At 43.4% G+C, this 19,010-nt stretch carries 16 protein-coding genes; 8 read left to right on the forward strand and 8 right to left on the reverse strand.

The features are described 5' to 3' along the window. Positions 1-135 precede the first annotated feature (135 nt). Positions 136-525 (forward strand): hypothetical protein, encoded by a 390-nt coding sequence (locus F0364_RS25570; RefSeq protein WP_153798477.1) that lies wholly within the window; start codon positions 136-138, stop codon positions 523-525. A gap of 577 nt (positions 526-1,102) precedes the next feature. Here the strand turns inward: F0364_RS25570 and F0364_RS25575 are convergent. After that, positions 1,103-1,384 (reverse strand): hypothetical protein, encoded by a 282-nt coding sequence (locus tag F0364_RS25575; protein ID WP_153800665.1) that lies wholly within the window; start codon positions 1,382-1,384, stop codon positions 1,103-1,105. A 662-nt stretch (positions 1,385-2,046) separates the two neighbouring features. Here F0364_RS25575 and F0364_RS25580 point away from each other — a divergent pair. Next, positions 2,047-2,931: a glycoside hydrolase family 43 protein gene (locus tag F0364_RS25580; protein ID WP_153800666.1), complete on the forward strand. Its 885-nt coding sequence runs from the start codon at positions 2,047-2,049 to the stop codon at positions 2,929-2,931. Between the two features lie 1,318 nt (positions 2,932-4,249). Here the strand turns inward: F0364_RS25580 and F0364_RS25585 are convergent. Together F0364_RS25585 and F0364_RS25590 are read right to left on the reverse strand one after the other, a co-directional pair. Further along, positions 4,250-5,896, reverse strand: coding sequence for a serine hydrolase domain-containing protein (locus F0364_RS25585; protein WP_153800667.1), 1,647 nt, complete (start codon positions 5,894-5,896; stop codon positions 4,250-4,252). A gap of 366 nt (positions 5,897-6,262) precedes the next feature. Next, entirely contained in the window at positions 6,263-7,513 is a 1,251-nt protein-coding gene (locus tag F0364_RS25590) for an efflux RND transporter periplasmic adaptor subunit (RefSeq protein ID WP_153800668.1), read from the reverse strand. Positions 7,514-8,039: 526 nt separating this feature from the next. On the opposite strand from F0364_RS25590, the gene F0364_RS25595 reads away from it, so the two are divergent. Together F0364_RS25595 and F0364_RS29485 are read left to right on the forward strand one after the other, a co-directional pair. After that, a complete protein-coding gene (locus tag F0364_RS25595) occupies positions 8,040-9,926 on the forward strand; it encodes a PHP domain-containing protein (RefSeq protein ID WP_153800669.1) in 1,887 nt (628 codons plus the stop codon). 1,403 nt (positions 9,927-11,329) lie between these two features. After that, positions 11,330-11,488 carry a cyclophilin-like fold protein gene (locus tag F0364_RS29485; RefSeq protein WP_207632882.1) on the forward strand — a complete coding sequence of 53 codons (159 nt, stop codon included), beginning with the start codon at positions 11,330-11,332 and terminating at the stop codon, positions 11,486-11,488. A gap of 44 nt (positions 11,489-11,532) precedes the next feature. Here F0364_RS29485 and F0364_RS25600 read toward each other — a convergent pair whose 3' ends face one another. The 4 genes from F0364_RS25600 to F0364_RS25615 all read right to left on the reverse strand — a co-directional run bounded on the left by F0364_RS25600 (position 11,533) and on the right by F0364_RS25615 (position 16,183). Beyond that, positions 11,533-13,041, reverse strand: coding sequence for an alpha/beta hydrolase-fold protein (locus F0364_RS25600; protein WP_370752660.1), 1,509 nt, complete (start codon positions 13,039-13,041; stop codon positions 11,533-11,535). 72 nt (positions 13,042-13,113) lie between these two features. Further along, positions 13,114-13,962 carry a helix-turn-helix domain-containing protein gene (locus F0364_RS25605; protein ID WP_153800671.1) on the reverse strand — a complete coding sequence of 283 codons (849 nt, stop codon included), beginning with the start codon at positions 13,960-13,962 and terminating at the stop codon, positions 13,114-13,116. 66 nt (positions 13,963-14,028) lie between these two features. Beyond that, positions 14,029-14,631, reverse strand: a complete 603-nt coding sequence (locus tag F0364_RS25610) for a dihydrofolate reductase family protein (protein ID WP_207632884.1) — start codon at positions 14,629-14,631, stop codon at positions 14,029-14,031. Positions 14,632-14,866: 235 nt separating this feature from the next. Beyond that, entirely contained in the window at positions 14,867-16,183 is a 1,317-nt protein-coding gene (locus tag F0364_RS25615; RefSeq protein WP_153800673.1) for a hypothetical protein, read from the reverse strand. Between the two features lie 192 nt (positions 16,184-16,375). On the opposite strand from F0364_RS25615, the gene F0364_RS29090 reads away from it, so the two are divergent. From F0364_RS29090 to F0364_RS25635, 4 genes are all read left to right on the forward strand, one after another. After that, a complete protein-coding gene (locus tag F0364_RS29090) occupies positions 16,376-16,612 on the forward strand; it encodes an ATP-binding protein (RefSeq protein WP_207632885.1) in 237 nt (78 codons plus the stop codon). Positions 16,613-16,811: 199 nt separating this feature from the next. After that, positions 16,812-17,087 carry a hypothetical protein gene (locus F0364_RS25625; protein ID WP_153800674.1) on the forward strand — a complete coding sequence of 92 codons (276 nt, stop codon included), beginning with the start codon at positions 16,812-16,814 and terminating at the stop codon, positions 17,085-17,087. Positions 17,088-17,351: 264 nt separating this feature from the next. Further along, positions 17,352-17,555, forward strand: a complete 204-nt coding sequence (locus F0364_RS25630) for a hypothetical protein (RefSeq protein ID WP_153800675.1) — start codon at positions 17,352-17,354, stop codon at positions 17,553-17,555. A gap of 481 nt (positions 17,556-18,036) precedes the next feature. Then, positions 18,037-18,357 (forward strand): hypothetical protein, encoded by a 321-nt coding sequence (locus F0364_RS25635; RefSeq protein ID WP_153800676.1) that lies wholly within the window; start codon positions 18,037-18,039, stop codon positions 18,355-18,357. A 360-nt stretch (positions 18,358-18,717) separates the two neighbouring features. Here the strand turns inward: F0364_RS25635 and F0364_RS25640 are convergent. Next, positions 18,718-19,010, reverse strand: a 293-nt coding sequence (locus F0364_RS25640; RefSeq protein ID WP_153800677.1) for a tyrosine-type recombinase/integrase, incomplete at its 5' end; no start/stop codon positions are given.

Raw genomic sequence — 19,010 nt, forward strand, 5'->3', positions numbered from 1 at the left:
TGCCGTCATATCCATAGCCGTCAAAACTCATTTTCCAGTCCATTTGTTGGCCAATACTGTAAGTCTTCGAAAATTCAAATGTTATGCAGACCCTGGCATTAGATTTGACGTTCTTATGTGTCGTAATTACAGAAAATGGGAGAAACGGAAGGTTATACAGATGTTATGGAACAAGCAAAAACTGCAGAAACCGGGCAGGACAATGCCAAAGCAATTGAGAGATACAAGCGTGCTATCAAGATGAGACCTGGAAGTGAATTGCCCTATAAACGGTTGATGATTTTGTATCGCAAGGAACGAAAATACCGTCAGGAACTTGCGGTCCTAAACAAGGCTATCAGCTTCTTCACTAAACTATACTCTCCAGTTCCTGCCAGGAAAAAAAGACGGAAAAGTATTGAGAGGGCCCTGGCCCAAAGCCTGGGGTTGCTTAATAAAAGCGGCAAATTGCTTTATGTGCCTGAACCATTGGCTGGTTGGATAAAAAGAAAAGAAATCGTAACGGCAAAGATTACCTTACAATAACAAAACACACAAGGCATAACCGGCACCGAGCCTCATTCAAACTTAAAGCCAAGCCCTTTTTTGGATATTATAATGTGAACCTTTTACATACATGATACATTCTCGAAATTAAGTCCTGTAATTCACCAGTTAACGCATCAACTAAGGACGACACCATCCAATGCATGGCTATTTCGCCACCAACCCCCGAAGAAACTGTGGAAATGATGAGTCGATTACTGGCTATACGTAGCTTTCTTACACGTTTCTTTATCTGATCTACTCTATAATGGCTGACTTTACCTGAAACTTTTATCGGCTGGTTATTTATACCTCTTGTTAAAAGGTCATCGGCCCATTAGCGGATGGTTGTCTCGAAAAGCCTTTTAAAGCCAATAATCTCTTTAATATGTTGGCCTCGCTACTTAAATCATCGTAATAGCGTCGGTGGACGTCCAACGGTAAGTCAATACTGTGATGGGTTTTACTTATGCAGCATTATGAACGTCGGTTTCCTTAGTCGAGACTTCAATTTTATGAAAGACATTGAGGCGGGCATGGTTCTCATCTCTGCCTTTATTAGTATTTAAACAGTAGCTCAACACCTTTTAAGAAAGCCGGTAAGGGTGCCTAAATAATTAGTAAACCGGTGATGGTTTGAAAAGATATAAACATCGTAACTGTTTTGTGGACTGTTCTTAACAACCACAATGGGAGGAAGGTTACCGGCGTCTTGCGTTGCCCGAGTAGCCAGGTCTGGAATTTCATCGGGAAGGCAAACAAAAAGAAAAGTGATTTTGGGGTCAAAAGGGGGCTGCGCCTGCTTTCCGATAACGTCCATGTTATCAATCGCAAAACTGAGCGCTTCATTGTAAGTCATGAATAATTTTACACAATATACCTGGAAATAATGCGAAAATAAAGCTGACAGAATGGTAATTTTAAATCATTCACGCCTGTGGAAAATTACAGATGCGATCTTTTAATTTATTAAACAAAATAATCTTTTGAAGCATTTGAAAAAGCAGGTCATTAACCAAAGCCCGGCATAAATATACCAGGCGTATCAACTCTAAACCCTTAATGTGTGCAAATTGCCATATTGAGGCAAAATAAACAAGTTAAATGTGACCACGCATTTAAACTTGAATTCATATAAGCGTATTATATATTCAATGAAAACAACTGCAGGCTGTTTAATGAACCCTTTTTTGAAAGATTAATTCAATCATCAATACATGATGCGGATAACTGTCGCACGGAATGTTTGGGCTGTGTCTTGTCGTCTGCCTTATGTGAAGCTGATCAATCCGGATGCCGGAGCTATAGCCGCCTGGCGGGCATACATAAGTTTCCAACTTATGACCACCGCTGAGCCAAGGGGAACGGTACGTAACTCCTAATATAAAAGCCAGCTTACCGCTACCAGGTTTTGCTATTCAATATTCACGTTTGATTCAATCAAGTTTTTAAACATAATTGGCGAAGTATTTGGAGTATGTTGGATGAGACGAAAATTTTTTCCATGTTAACTTTTGATTGATGAATTATCCTGGAAATCCAATCATCAGACATAAATACACGGCAGATCCGACAGCACTTGTTTACAACGATAAGATTTATTTGTATACTGGACATGATGAAGCGCCGGTTGGAACAGAGGAGTATGTAATGAATGACTGGCTTTGCTTTTCATCTGCGGACTTGGTTACCTGGGAGGAACATCCGGGCCTGTTGCAGGCAACAGATTTTGCATGGGCTGCCGGAGGGGCCTATGCCACAAACGTGATCGAAAAAGACAGTATGTTTTATTGGTTTACCGCCGTCAATCATCAAACGGTCAGTGGCACTGCTATAGGGGTGGCAAGGTCGTCAAGCCCAACAGGCAAATTTGAAGATGTCATTGGAGCCGCTTTGATTACCCGTGATATGTTACCCGCCACCGGAAATCCAAAAATAAACCTGGATCCGTCGGTAATTGTAGATGATGACGGCTGCGCTTATATCTTTTGGGGCAACGGGCAATGCCATTATGCAAAACTGACCGATAACATGGTTGGCCTGGGCAGCAGGATAAATACAGTTGACCTACCGGATTTTGAGGAAGGCGCACATATCCATAAGCGCAACGGATGGTATTATCTATCGTATGGCTACGGGATGCCTGAAAAAGTTGCTTATGCCATGAGCCGCAGTATTCATGGCCCATGGGAATTTATGGGCATCTTAAATGAAATTGCAGGCAATTGCGAAACAAACCGCCCATGTATTGTCGACTTTAGGGGTAAATCCTATTTTTTTTATCACAACGGCGGACTGAAAAATGGCGGTAGCCACAGGCGTTCAGTTTGCGTCGATGAACTGTATTACAATACTGACGCGAGCATGAAAAGAGTGGTGATGACTTCGGAAGGCGTGTCGATGTAAGAAAGTAGTTACGTTAAAAATGAACGATCTTTAATCATGTGTCATCGTTTTTGTGACCCTTGAGATAGATATTCCCGAATTGGAATTATTTGATGTCGGTTAGCTATTGGGCTCTGATTCAATGACCACGCTTTCGCGGTATTGGGCCTGTTATTCTATATTCTCACGGACACCGGTTACTCGCAAAGTACAATATTACAACAGGGAAAATTGTTTAAACTACAGGACCCTTAACCGCACTTTTGGTTATAATTCCCTACACTTTCTTCCTCTTTTCACCAACTCCGCTTCAATCCTTGATATTATTGAAGTGCTTATTGTGTGGATACGATTATCACCCATAAAAAAGCGGCCATTAATGGCCGCCTGGTGCTATTCATTGGATGCATGTATATGCATCAGCAATAGGAATAATTTATTTGCCGCACAACTTATGCCAACAATTTCTGGTACCCGGTTTGATTTATAATCAACATGGGCTCGTTAATACGGCGTGCTTAGAAAATACTACTCTGAGGTTCTCCGGAGCCTCACTTTTCTTTATAAACAAAAGCCCCGGATTCCGGGGCTGACGAAGTACCTGCAGTTGATCATTGGGGGTATAAAATAGGCTCAGAGAGATTTACAAGACTCTGTTGCAAAGATGCCGGTTATCAATAAGTGTTGAAATTAATTACTCCTTACGATTCGATTAAAAACAACTAAAATTTAGGTATGCTTATTGTCTCCATAACTATTAAGCCCGGCTTTAAGGCCGTCTGTCGAATTTAGCTGTTGTATTTTAGCAGGCTGCTAGTAGACTATTTCAGAATGTTAGCTTTTAATAAAGAAGTGACTAGCATGCTTCATTTAACTGTCCATATTTCAGAATGAAGGGTTTGAAGAAATAGACGCTTTTTGTTTTTTATGAATGTCTGTAATTGTTATAAAAGCGTTGATAAATCGGTTGCGAGCAATTTATTAAAAATCGATAAAGAACTCCGGAAGTTTCAATACCATTAAATACTGGAGGGATTGTAAACGGATTCTATAATAAAGCCTGAAGTGTACGCGGCTGGTAAGCAGTTGACTGAAGCAATGGTATGATTTATTAACAAGAAAGGATATTTTTTATTGACAGACCCAACAACAAACACCACCAAAAAAGCAAGTAATGTTTTAGTGATTGATGGATGATGATCCCAGAAGGTATGAGAATCCAACCCCAAACTCTCAAAATCTGACTTAACAAGAAGGGCCGGAAAGTGGAAACTTTCCGGCCCTTTTCTAACAGATCAAGTCAATAGTAGCCTTTTTATAAACCCGGTATTAAATGTTCTTATCGCCCTGTTTTCATCGCCGTTATCTGTTGTGGGGCATCGCCGGGAGCATACAGCGCCTCCCGCCATAAGTACGAGCGGCCCTTTTCTGTCTCTCCCTGCAACAGGTAAAACTTACCCAGAACGGTACACGCGTTTTTAACAGGGCCTTGTTCCCCATACCACTTGCTGTCCGCCAGCTTATGGTACCATAGCCTGGCAGCTTCATCATTGCCCGTGCTTTCATACCAGCGGGCTGCACATTCATGAATTTCAGGATGAAAGCATCCCGTTGAACTGTAGGCTTGGATAGCGGTTTCCATTTGCGCTTTGAGGGCTTGGTTCCTTAGTTTTTCCAGCAGGTAGATAAGCGATCCATCCATTTTTTGAAACCTGGCAGGATTATTTTGCGCCAGATATTTCAGTAAGGCTTTTGCTTCGCCTTTTTGCCCGTTATAAGTTTGTTCCACATAATAACGCATGAGTGCCTGACTGAAAATATCGTCATACATGATGGGGGCAGTAACCTTGCTTTTATTATTGATGATATCTTCAAAAGAAAACTGTCCATCATGCTGAAAGATGATATGTTTGAAAAACGCCAAAGCAAAAGGTGAGTTGAGTAAATTTCCGAACCCTAAAAAAAAGGGTTCTGAAGCAGCTACGCTGTTAGTAAGGAGTATAAAAGTCTTTTTTTGCTGTGGTATACGTATGATGAGCGCAGCATAGGAATCCCCATACCCATAATGCCAGTGAACCTGCCGGTCACCAATTTGCTGCGTGGACCAGCCAAGACCATAAGGGTTTGCCCTGCCGCTGGTAGTAATGAAAGGGGTTGTCAACTTCTTATAATTTTCTGCCGTAAGAAGTGTGTTCCCGTCAAGGGCATTGCTGTATACGACCAGATCGTCCAGGCTGGTAAACAGGTTTGTTGCAGGAAACAGCGTGGTAGCGCCGGACAGGCCTTTGTCTGGGATATGCTGTTGATGTTCACGGTCCCATTTATAAGTAGTCACGATCTTGTTCGCCGCGGCAATGCTTTTGTCCCTTGGATAGCCGGGAAAAGTGCTGTTCATGCCAAGTGGGCGCAGGATCTTTTTACTTACCTCGTCCGCAAAGGCTTCGTAATGGTTAGTATTACCACTCATTTTTTCAAACACGCCGTAAACAAAGCTATATCGGTTGCCGTTATAGATATAATTTGAGCCGGGCTCGCCTTCAGAGGTATGGCTTAAGACATGCTTGATCTTCACGTTAGGCGTTTGCAGGCGGTCGGGTGTAAGGCCGACCGGTAAAAATGGATAGTCCAGTATGTAGTCGTCCATGCTGGCTTTCCCGTCCTGCTCATAGAGCATCAGCGTAACGGCGGCAAATGTCTTGGTCAGCGATGCTACCGGGAAGATGTGGTCTCGGCGCATCGGAACCTTCTTTTCAAGATCTGCAAACCCTTCAGTTTGCAAAAAACTAACCTGGCCGTCTTCAACAACGGCTGCTACAAGGCCCGGTATTTTAAGTGTAGCGGCGTGTAATGCGATCGCTTTACGTAAATGGCCGAAGTTTTTATCATCCGGATCCGGACTTCCAAAAGCATTAAAGGATAGTTGTGGGGCCAACAGGGCCAGAGTGGCCATGCCGGAGTGTTTCATAAAATTTCTGCGTGAGTTCATATGGTTGCTTTTTATTCCGTTCCCTTCCGCCTCATCACCGTCTGGCTCTCGGGGTTGATGATTTCAACTGTACTGTTGATACACCTGAACAGGCCCTTGGTGGTTATGAAGTGGACTGCGATGTGGCATCCACCGTCAGACCTTCTCAGCAGTGGCACATGGGAAGACGGATGGTGAGCAACAGTAAGATAAAACAGGCTTTGTGAATCACTCAACATGGTTCTGGTAGCTAAAAGTTCATTTCCCAACAGCGTGGAAGACTTGTTATCCAAAACCATTTAAGATTACTTAGTCTGCGCACTTGTGTCAGGCACCCGATCAGTGTGATAGGAAGCGCACCGGTGTATAAGCTATTATTCTATCGCTTCATTTCAAAATCAGCTCCTGGATATTTCCATAGTTCTCATAACTGGATGTAATCACGCGGTCACCATTATTTAAGCCACCTAATACTTCGAAATAAGAAATGTTCTGGTTTCCCAACTGTATGTCTGTTTTGTAAGCAGATTTACCATCGGGTCTTAACTTGAAGATCCAGTTGCCGCCTGTTTGTTGATAAAAACCTCCCCGGGCAAGTAACAATGCTTTTCGCTCATCGCTCAGGGCGAGCACCACCTGCAAAGATTGTCCGCGTCTGATTCCTTTGGGGACAGTGCCGGTGAACGCCATATCGACAGAAAACCGGCCGTTGGTTACCTGCGGAAAAACCTTTTTGATTATAAGCTCATAGCTACTGTCTTTAAAGCTGAAAGTCCCTTTAAGGCCTGTATAAACCCGGGAAAGATAGTTCTGATCAATATCCACGGTTACTTTGAATCCGCTTAATACATCAATTTGTCCAAGGCGCTCACCCTTGTTTTTACTCTGACCTATTTCTGCATTTAATGATGTAAGCAAACCTTCGACCGGGGCTTTTAAGATAAGATCGCTTACTTTTTTCTTCATCAGCTTCAAGACATTATTCACATGGTCAAACGACGCCTGCTGTTGGCTGAACTGCAATTTATTGGAAGCTGAATCCTGCTGCAATATTTCTGTTGCAAGCCTTTTTCTTTCCAGGTTATAATTGTAATTGTTTTCGGCCTGCTCAAACTCCTGCCTCCCTATAGCGCCTTGTGCATAAAGGAATTTGGCCGTTTTATAAATACGCGTGGTTTCCTTTAGCGCCACATTGATATCAGCCATTTGAGTTCTTTTACCCGTGGTATTTTGTTGTGCATTGTTCCTGGCAATCTGCATTTGTGTAAGCACGTTAAATACTTCGGTTTCTTCGTTAGACAGGTTCAGCTCCAGATCGGTATTGGATAATCGCAGAATGGGCTGGCCTTTTGTAACAATGGTGCCATCCTCTACAAAACGTTCCTCCACAACGCCGCCTTCCAGTGCATCCAGGTAGATAGAAGATTGAGGGAAAACAGTTCCGCTAACAGGAATTGTTTCCTGAAAAACGCCTTTTTCGATAGTGCTGACGGTGATGCGGTCTGCCTGCGTATTCAATTTTATTTTGCCTGATGTGGCAACATAACTGAAAACGATCAGCGCCAGCAGGGCTGTTACCCCGGCGATAGTGAGTATTCGTTTGCTGTTCCAGAATTTTTTTTTGATAGGCTTGTCCATAAATTAAATGATTGCTTTGAGCACCGGGTTGAAGCATGGAATCCCTGATTTTAGAGGGAAACTAATTTCATAAAAGAGAACAACTAAAAAATTTCGACCAACAAAATCTTCCATTCGACAAATTGTGGCTTGCCACAATTCCCTGCTTGGCCGTTTGTGCCACAGTCAATCGCTTTAGGCCACAATGGTGAGCCCGCCGACATTGCTCACGCAGTGCCGTTTCTGCCAGGGATGACGCTAAGTATATTACTGCTACTACACTGAACGTGGATGGTGGACAACCCCCCTGAATTAGCGGTTTTATTACAAACGAGTTTCTTGCCGGAATGCCAAGTGGGCTTATTATGGGCAATAAGCCGCCATGCACCTGGACGTCTATACCGTTGGTGAACAATTCCCGCACCCGGAATATGAATGCGTACAACAGATTCCATATTGGATAAGCATTACTATTTGTGTTAGTAATTAATTGCTAAAAATATTAGTAAATCATTGTACCTTCACACCGACAAAGGGGGAAAGGACAATGTATCTAAACTGTAAGACTAATTTTAGCCTTCGGTATGGCACGTTTTCCACGGAACAGCTCGTGCAGGCTGCCGTGGATGCCGGCGCCACATCCCTGGCGCTGACTGATATCAATACCACCGGCAATACCTGGAACTTTGTAAAGCTGTGCCGCGAAAAAGGTATTCACCCCATCTGCGGGGCAGAAATCAGGAACGGGGATAAACTTTGCTATATTTTACTGGCAGCCAGTAACAGGGGATTTACCTGGATCAACCGTTTTATTTCAGACCACCTGGCGTCCGGTACAACTTTTCCGGAAACAAGTGGTGACAGCCCTTTTTTTACAGATACCTGGGACGGCTATGTTATCTACCCACTGGGCGCTAAATCATCGCTGGCGCTCCATATCAATGAATTTATTGGCGTGCGTCCCTCGCAGGTCAACAAACTTTACAATAGCTCCGGCCTCCAGCGCGATAAGCTGGTTGTGCTGCAGCCGGTAACGGTGCAGAACAAAACCTACTATGGTGTCCACAAGCTACTCCGTGCTATTGCCCACAACGTTGTGTATACCAAAATGCCGGCAGGTGCCATCTGTGCCGAAGATGAATTTTTCATGGCGTCTTCACAAATCATCGAGGCCTTCAGGCAATACAGCTTTATCCTGACCAATACCTTCCGCCTGATGGATAACTGCCGTATTGAAATGAACTTTGATATCAGCAAGAACAAAAAAAACTTTACCGGCTCCGCTGACGGTGATATACAGTTGCTGCGCAAACTGGCTGAAGCGGGGTTCCGGGAGCTGTACCGCAATAACCGCAAAGCAGGCGGGCGCCTGGAGACCGAACTGCGGATCATCCATGATATGGGTTTTACGGGCTATTTCCTGATGGTATGGGACCTGCTCAGGTTCGCCGATAACCAAAAATACCTGCATATCGGTCGTGGCAGCGGGGCCAACAGCATCGTGGCCTACTGCCTGGGTATTTCACAGGTGGACCCCATTGAACACAACCTTTTCTTTGAAAGGTTCCTGAACCCGGAAAGGACCTCGCCGCCCGATTTTGACCTTGATTTCAGCCACAATGATGTCAACGATATTTTCGATTACATCTTTAAACGCTATGGTAAGGACTATGTGGCCCTGATGGGAACGACCACCACCTTCCAGTTCAATGCCATCATGCGTGAACTTGGCAAGGTATTCGGCTTACCCAAGGAAGAGATAGACCAACTGGGGGAGAAGGGGTATTACTACAAGCAGGCACGTGGAGAAAATTTTATCAAACGTAAGGGGGAAGATAACTACCATGAGCTCATCCTGAAGTATGGACAGCTCATCAATAATTTCCCAAATATCCAGTCTGTTCACGCCTGCGGCATCATCGTGACGGAGGAGCCGGTCTATGCCTATACGTCCTGTTTTATGCCGCCCAAAGGCATGCTGACCACGCATATGGACATGTACCAGGCGGAATCCATCAGCCTGGAAAAATTTGATATCCTAAGTCAGATGGGCCTTGCTCATTTGAAGACGGCTTTGGAAATCGTGAAGCAAAACCATGACAAAGTGCCGGATATCGACCATTTCAGGCAGGTGAAAAATAATCCTCAGGTGAAGGAGAACATGCGTAGCGCTAACACCATTGGGTGTTTTTATATTGAGAGCCCGGCTATGCGTCAACTGCTGGGAAAACTGCATTGCGATACCTATGAAACACTTGTGGTGGCCAGTTCCATTATCCGGCCCGGTGTGGCCTCCAGTGGCATGATGCGGGAATACATCCTGCGCCATCATGACCATGGCAAGGCTTCTTACCTGCATCCTAAGATGAAGGCGCTGCTTGAAGAAACCTATGGCATCATTGACAAAATTGTAAAATTTTGTTTTGGCAGATGAGGAATATACAGAGGGTAAGGTATGGGTAATCTGCTCCTCGGCCTCTACTCCATCTTCAAATCTGGCAATTTCATCGTCTGCCAGAAAACCTTCGCTGCTCTGGCCCGGTTGCGGCCCCGGTCTGAAGTAGGGAAAATGAAGGGCTATTTTCAGCCCCGGCTTCAGGCTTAGTATAGCGGCCACGGCTTGTGCCAACTTTGCGCCCTGGTAGTTGCCGGCCGTAGGTTCATATTGCTGCCATTCAATATGAAGCCTGATGGCCGTAACACTTGCATCCTGGCCATTGTAGGTGAGGCTGGTAAATTTTTGGAAGTACGCCCATTTATCGGCGTTAACCCCATTAGAAGTAGTGTGGTCAAATCCATTGCCCGTTGAGCAAAGGACTAATTCTTTTTGTGCATGCAATTGACTACATACCAGTAAGAATAAAAATGAAGAGAGGAAAAATTGTTTCATGCAGCATCGTTTTAATTAGTGGTAAACTTACCTCAATGGGAAAGGCGAGCATGTTCCGTGGTTAACCGGAATTATAGTTTTGTTAACAGACTGTCAAAGATTTTAATATAAAAGCACTTCCGTCTGCATCGAAAAGTGGATGCTGTCGATAACCGAAAGTAAAAAGTTGTGCTTTTTGCATTTGAAATAGATAACTGTGTCATTGAAGGGACCAGCACCAGTGAGCTTGAGGGAAGGTTCAGGGCGCTCAATTTAATTATTGATGCGGCGATAAGGTTGAAGAAAAATTGCGTCCATTAAAGCAGGAACTCGAGCGTATCCGGCATTCCAAAAAAAAGAGAAGGGGCACAGGTTTATCATCTTTTCATGGCCAAATGCGTCGGGCAATTCAATTTGACGGAGGCCACGTTCCTCGCAGAGGCGCGGCAAGCGGTCTTAAAACAGTTTACCGTACAGAGAAAATTTTCATTGTTTAAATCCGTTTGACCTGAGCCGCACAGCTTCTTAGAAACAATTTCATTATTTTGCATGTAGTTCTTTCTTCGGTGAGTTATCCGGTGAGTGTAAAATTATCAATTACACAAAAGATTGATTTATAAATGATTACAGAGGGTATTCGAATCCAGTCCACCGATTATGAGGGGATAGGATAAATGTTTGCAGTTTGAACATTGTCTGTGAGTAAATCCGTGAGTCCACGGCTTTCAGAATTGCGAAAAGCGCCACAGTTAAGGGTTTTAGCGAAAACATCGTATCCTATCATCTCGACCGTGGCATCCAAAGAATAGTAATGACTGGAGAAGGGTATCGCGATAGTGATTTTGTAAAAACTATACCTAAACTTTTATATTGAACTTACTTTAAGCAAATCCTGCTTCTCCTGGCTTTTTCAACCTTGGCTTTGGAAACTTTTTAATATTTCCCTATAAGCTCTTTGATGTTGTCATTTGCATACGGACGCTTCTAATCTTGGAACTATTGAAACGGGTGACCTGATGTTATATGGCTCTTCGACGCTGGTACTTTTCTATAAAACTTTTTCTTCTTCTCATAGTTATACAACCATTACCCGGGTTGAGGACTTGCAGGCCTTGCGGCAGCATTGATACTATAAAATCCCGCAGAACAGTACTAATAGTGGGCGCCTGAATTATTTGTCAGCCTGTATTTTTTTCATCAGGGACTTTGCTTTCCCGTGGCTTGCATTCAGGTCAAGTGCCTTTTGTAAATACTTTGTCGCATTTGATGTGTCGTGCAGCAGATCATAACATTTACCGATAGTGTAATACACTTCATCGAAGGCTACATGAATGATATCTACCAGGTCTTTGCGTTTTTCAACATACAACAGTAAATAATTCAGCCCTTTTTTTACGTTCATATTGTTGTCAGCCGCAAATTTTCCCAGATAAAAGTAGATGTCGGGGTAGTAACTGATATGGATATTCCCTTTATGCTGCAGGCAAACCTCCAACGCTTTCTGAAGCAGATTCCAACCGTTCTCCGGGTTATCTTTCATAATATTAAAAGCCAGTTCGCGGTAGCAGGTAATCAGCGTCGAAGGGCTAAAAACTAAGGACATTTCATCTGCCAGGATCTTTTTTACAGCTTTTCCGTACAACTGCCTTGCTTCTTCATTCAATCCAACCACCCAGCATGAATAAGCAAAATCCCGGAGTTGCCGCCCGCCGGTTTTTTCTGAAATAAAATAATGGATCGCTGCCCTCATCCATGCAGTGTCGATTCGCTGCCATATGGCTGATAAAAACGGCTGATAAATATGAAACGAATTTTTTTCAGGCTTGATCCCATAAAAACGAGTCACCCTTTTTTCATATTGGCTGAGCGCTGTTGACATAGACGTTATGCTGTCTAATTCTGGAAATGAATTGTATGCCCGGTAGATAAAATCCAGCGCTGAGGGCAGGCCTATCGCCGTTGAATTGTTATGCCCGGCTGTCGGCAGATTTTCATATCGAAAGTTGAATTGAATACTGTCCAACCGCTTCACTTTTTGGGCTATTTCACCAGCATAATCCTGTCTTCTTTGCAGGTCATCCACACCTGAAGCCAAATAATAGAAAGTAGGTCGGCTGCCGTAAAACTGTATCAGTTCATCGCTGATCTCAAATGGCGGCTGTGTGGGCGTTAATTTCTCGGGGGAGAAAAGCATATAACCTGAAAATAGCTCTGGCTGAAATAAAAACAAGTGATTGCCATAACTGGCGCCATACGACTGACCCATATAGATCCTGAACTGCGAAGCTTGGTATTTATGCTCAAGCACTGGAAAAATTTCGCTTTTTATGCATTCCAGCATCCTGACGCCCTTAGTTGTCAGCAAACCAGTTTCATAATTGTAGCCGATCCCATCCATATCTGCCTGGATGTTTACAACTATAATTGGCGGCAGGTGTGTTATGTTCAGTTTATTTAGATAGTATATCAGCTCTGCAGTAAAAGCAGCATCGCTTGCACCGTAACTGAAGGTGTAAATGGTCGTATACTGCTGCCCCGCAGAGCCATTTGAAGGTACCCAAACAGTATAATCAACTGTATCGCCCAGAAATGTGGAGTACAGTTTTTCATTTATGTTTTTCTGGGCCGGCCCTGCCAGCGACAACAAGCAGCATTGTATTATTATTAAAAGATGTCTCATCGTTCACAATGAATTACACTGCAAAGCAAACCAGGAATAACAACATGAAATTGTACTTTTCAGACAAGGCAGCTACTTGCGAACGAACCTGAAAATAAGATGGTCGTCGGCAAGCGCTTTGGTTGACCGGAAAAATGCGGCTGGTGTTTCGCTGGTAAGTTTTCGATACATCTTTATAAAATAAGACTGGTCATAAAAATGACTTTCATAGCCTATTTCAGTCAGCTTTCTCCATTTATCGCCTGTCCGCCTGCTATTCAACGAATGCCTGAACCGGGCAATCTTTTTAAATCCGATTGGGGTGATACCGATTTCCTGATTGAATAAACGATTGAGCGTGCGGGTGTGCATGCCAAGTTCACCGGCAATTTGGGCGACTGAATATTCAGGATTGAACGAGGACAATCTTTCGACAACCTGTTTGAGTAAAGAATATCTGTTGAAAGGATGAAACTTTGACATTAGAAATTGCTCAAGCAGGTCAACTCTCCTGCTATTGTCGGGTGTGTCGTAAAAGGCGTCCAGGAAGGACTGGTAACATGCATCATTTTGCCAGTCGCTAAATATCTGCGAGGATTGACCAGCCAAGTCTGCAAACGGTTTATTGATAAAATGGTTAAAACCCAGTGGCTTGAAAATGATTGTCAGTTTGTCGAGTTTTCCTTTGAGTTCTACAAACAGGGGGACATCATATTTTCCCTGAACGATGCTTAGATAGCTGTCACTGTCTTGTTGATACACGCATATCTTATTCGAATCAATCCGGCAAGCTGCATTTTTATGAATATTAAACGAGTGATCTGTATGGGGAAAAGAGTAGTACGCTTTACAGAAATTCTCCGAGTTTGTTCTCAAAAAATAATAATACGTTATGTGCTCTTTCAGTATAGGATCTTTCGGGTAAAATGTTTGTACTTCCATCGTCAGGCATTGGGAACTTCAGGCAAGATATATAATTTTTTCCCTGGAAATTCCGCTGGCAGCCATTCATATCCGGTAAGTCAAAATAACCTGTCCTTTTTTTTCTTGCTGTACCTGAACAAGCTCAAGCGGGTGCTTTTTTGTGACATTAAAGAGCGGCTTGCCATGGCCCACGATGATGGGGTGAACGATCAGCCGAAGTTCATCAACTAAACCTGCATCCATCAAGGTGGCGACCAGGCCTGCTCCACCAACCACATAGGTGTTCTTGCCTGGAGTAGCCTTAAATGCCCGCAATTCTGCAAGGTTACGGATGATGCGTGCCGCCGGCCATGACACGCTGTCAAGTGTGGTCGACAGAACAAGGTGAGGTGTCTGCGCTGCGACCCGGGCGTACGCAATCTCGCTGTCCGAAGGGAGACGGTCTGCCTGGGAGGGAACTTCGGGGTTGGGCGGTATACGTTTAGAGTCCTCGTGAATCATACCCCAGTATTCACCATAACCCGGGTACATGCGCCCGCCCAACAAGAAAGTGTCAATATCGTCGATCAGCTGGATGGCATCCGCCCACGATTCGACCCAGTCCGTTTTGCCCTCCGTGTCTTCTATGAAGCCGTCCAGTGAGACCTGCATTGCCGAGATCATTTTCCTGGAAGTATTGTCTGCCATATGCGTCATTGCATTTGTTGTTCAACGAATGTACCACGGGATCATTGACATTACAGGGGGCTATGCGGACTTTTTAACCGGGAGATTTGGACAGCCTGAAGCAGGTTCAGCCTGTTCGTTAGAAAAACATAATTTATCGGTAGAACGATTATCAATCAAAATATATCAGGAACAATCTGATCGTCTTTAATCTTCAATTTTCTGTTAATAAAAGGGAAGCGGAGCTGAAGAGGGATTAGTTCCGCCGGTAGCCTTTTTCTAAGAATTCAACAAGCCTTGACTTCTTTTTTGGCGGTGCCGGCGCCTCCGGGAATACGCCCTTATTCAACTGTGCCAGTTCTTCCATCGTCACACTGGTCAGGACATACTTGCCAGCACTGACCACTTCATTTCTCCTGTTGACCCTGTCTTTCTGTTTATAGATCACATAAGCCTTATATCCGTCATTTGTTTTAATGATACGGCCGGGTGATGACCTTTGTGAAAATGAGGTTATGCCAGCGCAGAAACCTCCCGGATCTCCAAAGTAAGCCTGGCTGCAAAACGTGCTGGTCCACTGAGGGTAATTATTGATAATCTTGCAGGTAAATGTGGCGGGTGGGTCAAACCCAGAGTGGGGACCCTTACTTATTGTGCTTCCCGGAGGCCAGGCCTGCCCTTCCCAGTAACAGGTTTTGCAGTCCACTATGTTGTTAGAGAATGCTGATCGTAAGGAATCCCGCATAAATATGCCAGCCCTTGTAAGAGAAGAGTGTGGCTGGACGGAATCAGCTGGTTTCCAGCCAAAGGCAAGCGGGATAATATTTGTGGTGGAATCAATTTTATTGTTGACCAAGGAATAGAACACATAACCTCCGGGACGTTGCACAATGGAGTATATCCTGTTTTTCTCCTGGTATTCCATATCAATATCGATAATACGGCGGGCGGGGAACATTTTCCAGGTATAACCTTCATGGCCTGCTACAACATGACTTTCCGGGAAACTCAGTTCGTAGGATTCGGTAGCAGTTACAAGCCATCTGCTGTTGACAAAATTGGAATCGGGGATATTTGTTTCCGGAATTGCAGAGGAAATAGATATGCGGCCCTCTTCATACAGCCGCAGGAGTTCGGCTTCCGACTTGCGGGTTTCTCCTTTGCTGCAATAGGCCATGGCATCCCTGCGGATCAGGTTCATTGCTGAAGATTCCATCCTGAACTCGGACGCACCAATTTCAGAAGTTACGTTGAACCCGTTTTCTGTACGGATAAACTTAATATCAGTACTAAAAGAAACACCGTCACATTCAGTCGTCTTATATAGTTTCCATCTGCCGATAAACTTGTCATCGCAGTACACATCTATTGTGTTAGTATGGGTCTCCAGGTCGAAATAATCGTACAGCTCATAATCATCCTGTTCATCTCTGACAGCCCCGACTGATTTAGGGCACGAAAGGCACCTGTAACAGTCGCTTGTCAACTGATAGCCGGAAGGTTCAAAACGTACGGTCTGTGAAAAGCAGTAAAGGCTTATCATCATCGCCAGGGATAAAAGAAAAAATTTCATAACAGGAGTTTGGAGTTAAGGTTGCAGGCTGCCGCCACAAGGAGTGTACTTCACCGCAATAAAATATATACTTCATGGCATATAAACAATTTTTTATTGGACCGGAATTTTATATAGAAACCTTTATGTAAAGGGCTGTAGTCAGGTAAGCAGTAGCCGGCAAAGCTTCCTGGCAGCTGCCATTGGCCACCAATGCTGACTGCTAAGGTACTCTATGCAAATGTAACACGCCTGTTTGCCCAATTGAAAATGGCAAAAGCCGATGGATCTTCCTTCAAAGAACTGATGAAAATAGAAAAACAGGACCTGCTTATCCTCGATGACTTTGGCATACAACCACTTGATGCCCAAAGCAGGGCCGTGTTAATGGACATTATTGAGGACAGGCAAGGTAAACACGCTACCATTATTACCTCTCAGTTACGGTAAAGCAATGGTACAATGTTATCGGTGAAAAAGATGACTGGTGGAATAATCCTTTTCCTTCGTTCTTTGAGTGTGCTGGATGTAGTAGTTTGATTCGCTAACCGTAGTACGGATAAATGTTACTGGAGAGACGGCTGCAAGGTAGTGCCTTCCTGATATTAAGAGATTGGCTTGATATCAGATTTTTGTTGAAGATAATGACTTGGGTGTTATTTTTTTAGGTAAAACTAGTTTTTGGGCTGTTCCGGACAAAGAAGATTATGCAGACACCAACGATTTTGAATTAGTATCTTTCTTCTTTTCATTTGATAGTATAGCTAAGAAGCAAAATCTAAGTATTGTAGCATCAAGGAAGCAAGATTATTTTTATGTGTACGATACTCCTGATGGTAAAGTGCGAATTGATTCCCTTATTGCTTCAAAGAAGCCCTTAGTCTATTTAATCCAAACGTTACCTGCAAACGCTATTGGGGTATAAAATAGGCTCAGAGAGATTTACCAAACTCCATTGCAAATATCCTGGTTATCAATAAAGGCATAAATTAATTACTCCTTACGATTCCATTAAAAACAGCTAAACAACAGTCTTGCTTATTAAGCTGTCTACATAACTTTACAAAGAGCCGCTTAATCCCGGTTCATTATTTATAAGACAGGACAAAAGCGCCTTTTCCAAGGTGCTTTTTTATACCCGCCATTGTGTTATTAACCGACTATCTTTACCTGTATCCACATTTTCACAATGACTTTACTCATTGATATTGCTATTAAACTCCTCGTATTAATTGCATTCGTTTTCGGGGTGGTAATTATTGTGAAGATTGGAAACAGGAAAGATCCCGCCCATACCCAACTGATTTACCTGATTGACACGGCAGCAATCGCAACCATCCTGGCGCTTATAGCGGTCATCCTCTACGTGTATCGGACGATGAAGCCTCAATAGAAAGAAAGCGCCCCTGCGAAACTAAGAGGGGTATAGTTGTCCTCTAATGACATGCTGAAGCAAAGGTATATAAAGCGCCAATGAATGCCGGCAACCAACGCTGAGGACTTTTGTGTAGAGATTTTACTACCGGCCGTGCATTTCCCAAAAATCCTTTTTATCTTATATCAGCTAAACCTGTTGCCATGCGAACCCTTAGGATTGCTATATTATTCTTTTTTGTATTAATAGTAAGTGCCTGCTCAGGCCAGACTACAATTTTAATTGCTGGCGATTCAAGCAAAATGTATCTAGCTGCAGACAGTAAGACTGTGATAAACCGGGAAACCAAATACGGTGGCGACAGTATTTCTTCCATGTGTAAAATTGGGTCAACTGGCAAATCAAACTTTGCTGTGGCGGAATATCCTGCGATTCCCTAGCCAGATTAGCGGTCAGGCTTAGCAGGAAGTTAAAGGAATCGCGTACTATTTCTTTAGCAATGCTGGATTTCAATAATTACTACTTTGAACAAATAAAACTCATTCGGCGAGTTGATCCAGCTCTTTTTATTAAAAAGTTGAAAGAGGATTCTTTTAGTTCAAAGATTCTGTTTTTCGGTTTCGAAAATAACCAGCTGCTAGTTCAATTAGTCGCATTCAGTATCGTCGGCTTTACGATTGATGCAAAGGTTGCTGAACCTGATTATAGAATTGTAAATACGGACGGTTTCTATGTTGGCACCATGGGGCATATCTCGGCGATAGAAAATAGCCTAACAAAAAAAATGAATGGAGGAATTCAGATTTTGTTATCACTCTAGAAAAATTTTTAAAACACAAATTGATGTAAGGCCAGATATCGAGGGCCGCCCTATCGACATAGCGTCTCTCGAAAAAAACAGGGAATTTATATGGATAAAAAAGAAGACTTGCTCCAAAAAATTGATGCTAGTCCAAAAGCAAGCAGCTAGAACATCTTAAACCGCCTTCAATAACCCTGCAACCTCTCACCAAGCCTTAAGCATCCCTACCTTCAGCCAATTGCTTACCCATTGTTTACCCCTAAAAAAATAAGCCTTGCAAGTTATTCACTTACAAGCTTTTTAAGTATTACAGGTGACCCCGCAGAAACTTTAACCCATTTTGACTGCTGCCCCACATATTCGTAAAATGGGATAACTTTATTCAACCTTCCAATCCATTATTTTCAAGTCGCCCCTTTGCATCCACAATTCCTTGATTTTTTGTCCCGCTTCTTCAGGTGTCACACGGATATAACGGTAAAAGTCCCGCAAGCTTTTGTGGCCACTTATTTTCATAATTAGGTCTACCGGTGTTCCTGCTAAAAACTCATTGGTGCAGAAGGAACGGCGGCAAGTGTGAGATGTAATCCACTCGTATTTAGGCCTGTTTAAAACGATATCCCGGTTCCCTTTTTTATAAGAAAACTTGATGACCTCGCTTATACCTGCAA

It is taken from the genome of Foetidibacter luteolus (assembly GCF_009650435.1).
Taxonomy (GTDB): domain Bacteria; phylum Bacteroidota; class Bacteroidia; order Chitinophagales; family Chitinophagaceae; genus Foetidibacter; species Foetidibacter luteolus.

What these genes read in the sequence shown, in the direction of transcription:
- F0364_RS25570 (WP_153798477.1), top strand. Translation starts at nt 136, where the DNA reads ATGGGAGAAACGGAAGGTTATACAGATGTTATGGAACAAGCAAAAACT.
- F0364_RS25575 (WP_153800665.1), bottom strand. Translation starts at nt 1,384, where the DNA reads ATGACTTACAATGAAGCGCTCAGTTTTGCGATTGATAACATGGACGTT.
- F0364_RS25580 (WP_153800666.1), top strand. Translation starts at nt 2,047, where the DNA reads ATGAATTATCCTGGAAATCCAATCATCAGACATAAATACACGGCAGAT.
- F0364_RS25585 (WP_153800667.1), bottom strand. Translation starts at nt 5,896, where the DNA reads ATGAACTCACGCAGAAATTTTATGAAACACTCCGGCATGGCCACTCTG.
- F0364_RS25590 (WP_153800668.1), bottom strand. Translation starts at nt 7,513, where the DNA reads ATGGACAAGCCTATCAAAAAAAAATTCTGGAACAGCAAACGAATACTC.
- F0364_RS25595 (WP_153800669.1), top strand. Translation starts at nt 8,040, where the DNA reads ATGTATCTAAACTGTAAGACTAATTTTAGCCTTCGGTATGGCACGTTT.
- F0364_RS25600 (WP_370752660.1), bottom strand. Translation starts at nt 13,041, where the DNA reads ATGAGACATCTTTTAATAATAATACAATGCTGCTTGTTGTCGCTGGCA.
- F0364_RS25605 (WP_153800671.1), bottom strand. Translation starts at nt 13,962, where the DNA reads ATGGAAGTACAAACATTTTACCCGAAAGATCCTATACTGAAAGAGCAC.
- F0364_RS25610 (WP_207632884.1), bottom strand. Translation starts at nt 14,631, where the DNA reads ATGGCAGACAATACTTCCAGGAAAATGATCTCGGCAATGCAGGTCTCA.
- F0364_RS25615 (WP_153800673.1), bottom strand. Translation starts at nt 16,183, where the DNA reads ATGAAATTTTTTCTTTTATCCCTGGCGATGATGATAAGCCTTTACTGC.
- F0364_RS29090 (WP_207632885.1), top strand. Translation starts at nt 16,376, where the DNA reads ATGCTGACTGCTAAGGTACTCTATGCAAATGTAACACGCCTGTTTGCC.
- F0364_RS25630 (WP_153800675.1), top strand. Translation starts at nt 17,352, where the DNA reads ATGACTTTACTCATTGATATTGCTATTAAACTCCTCGTATTAATTGCA.
- F0364_RS25635 (WP_153800676.1), top strand. Translation starts at nt 18,037, where the DNA reads ATGCTGGATTTCAATAATTACTACTTTGAACAAATAAAACTCATTCGG.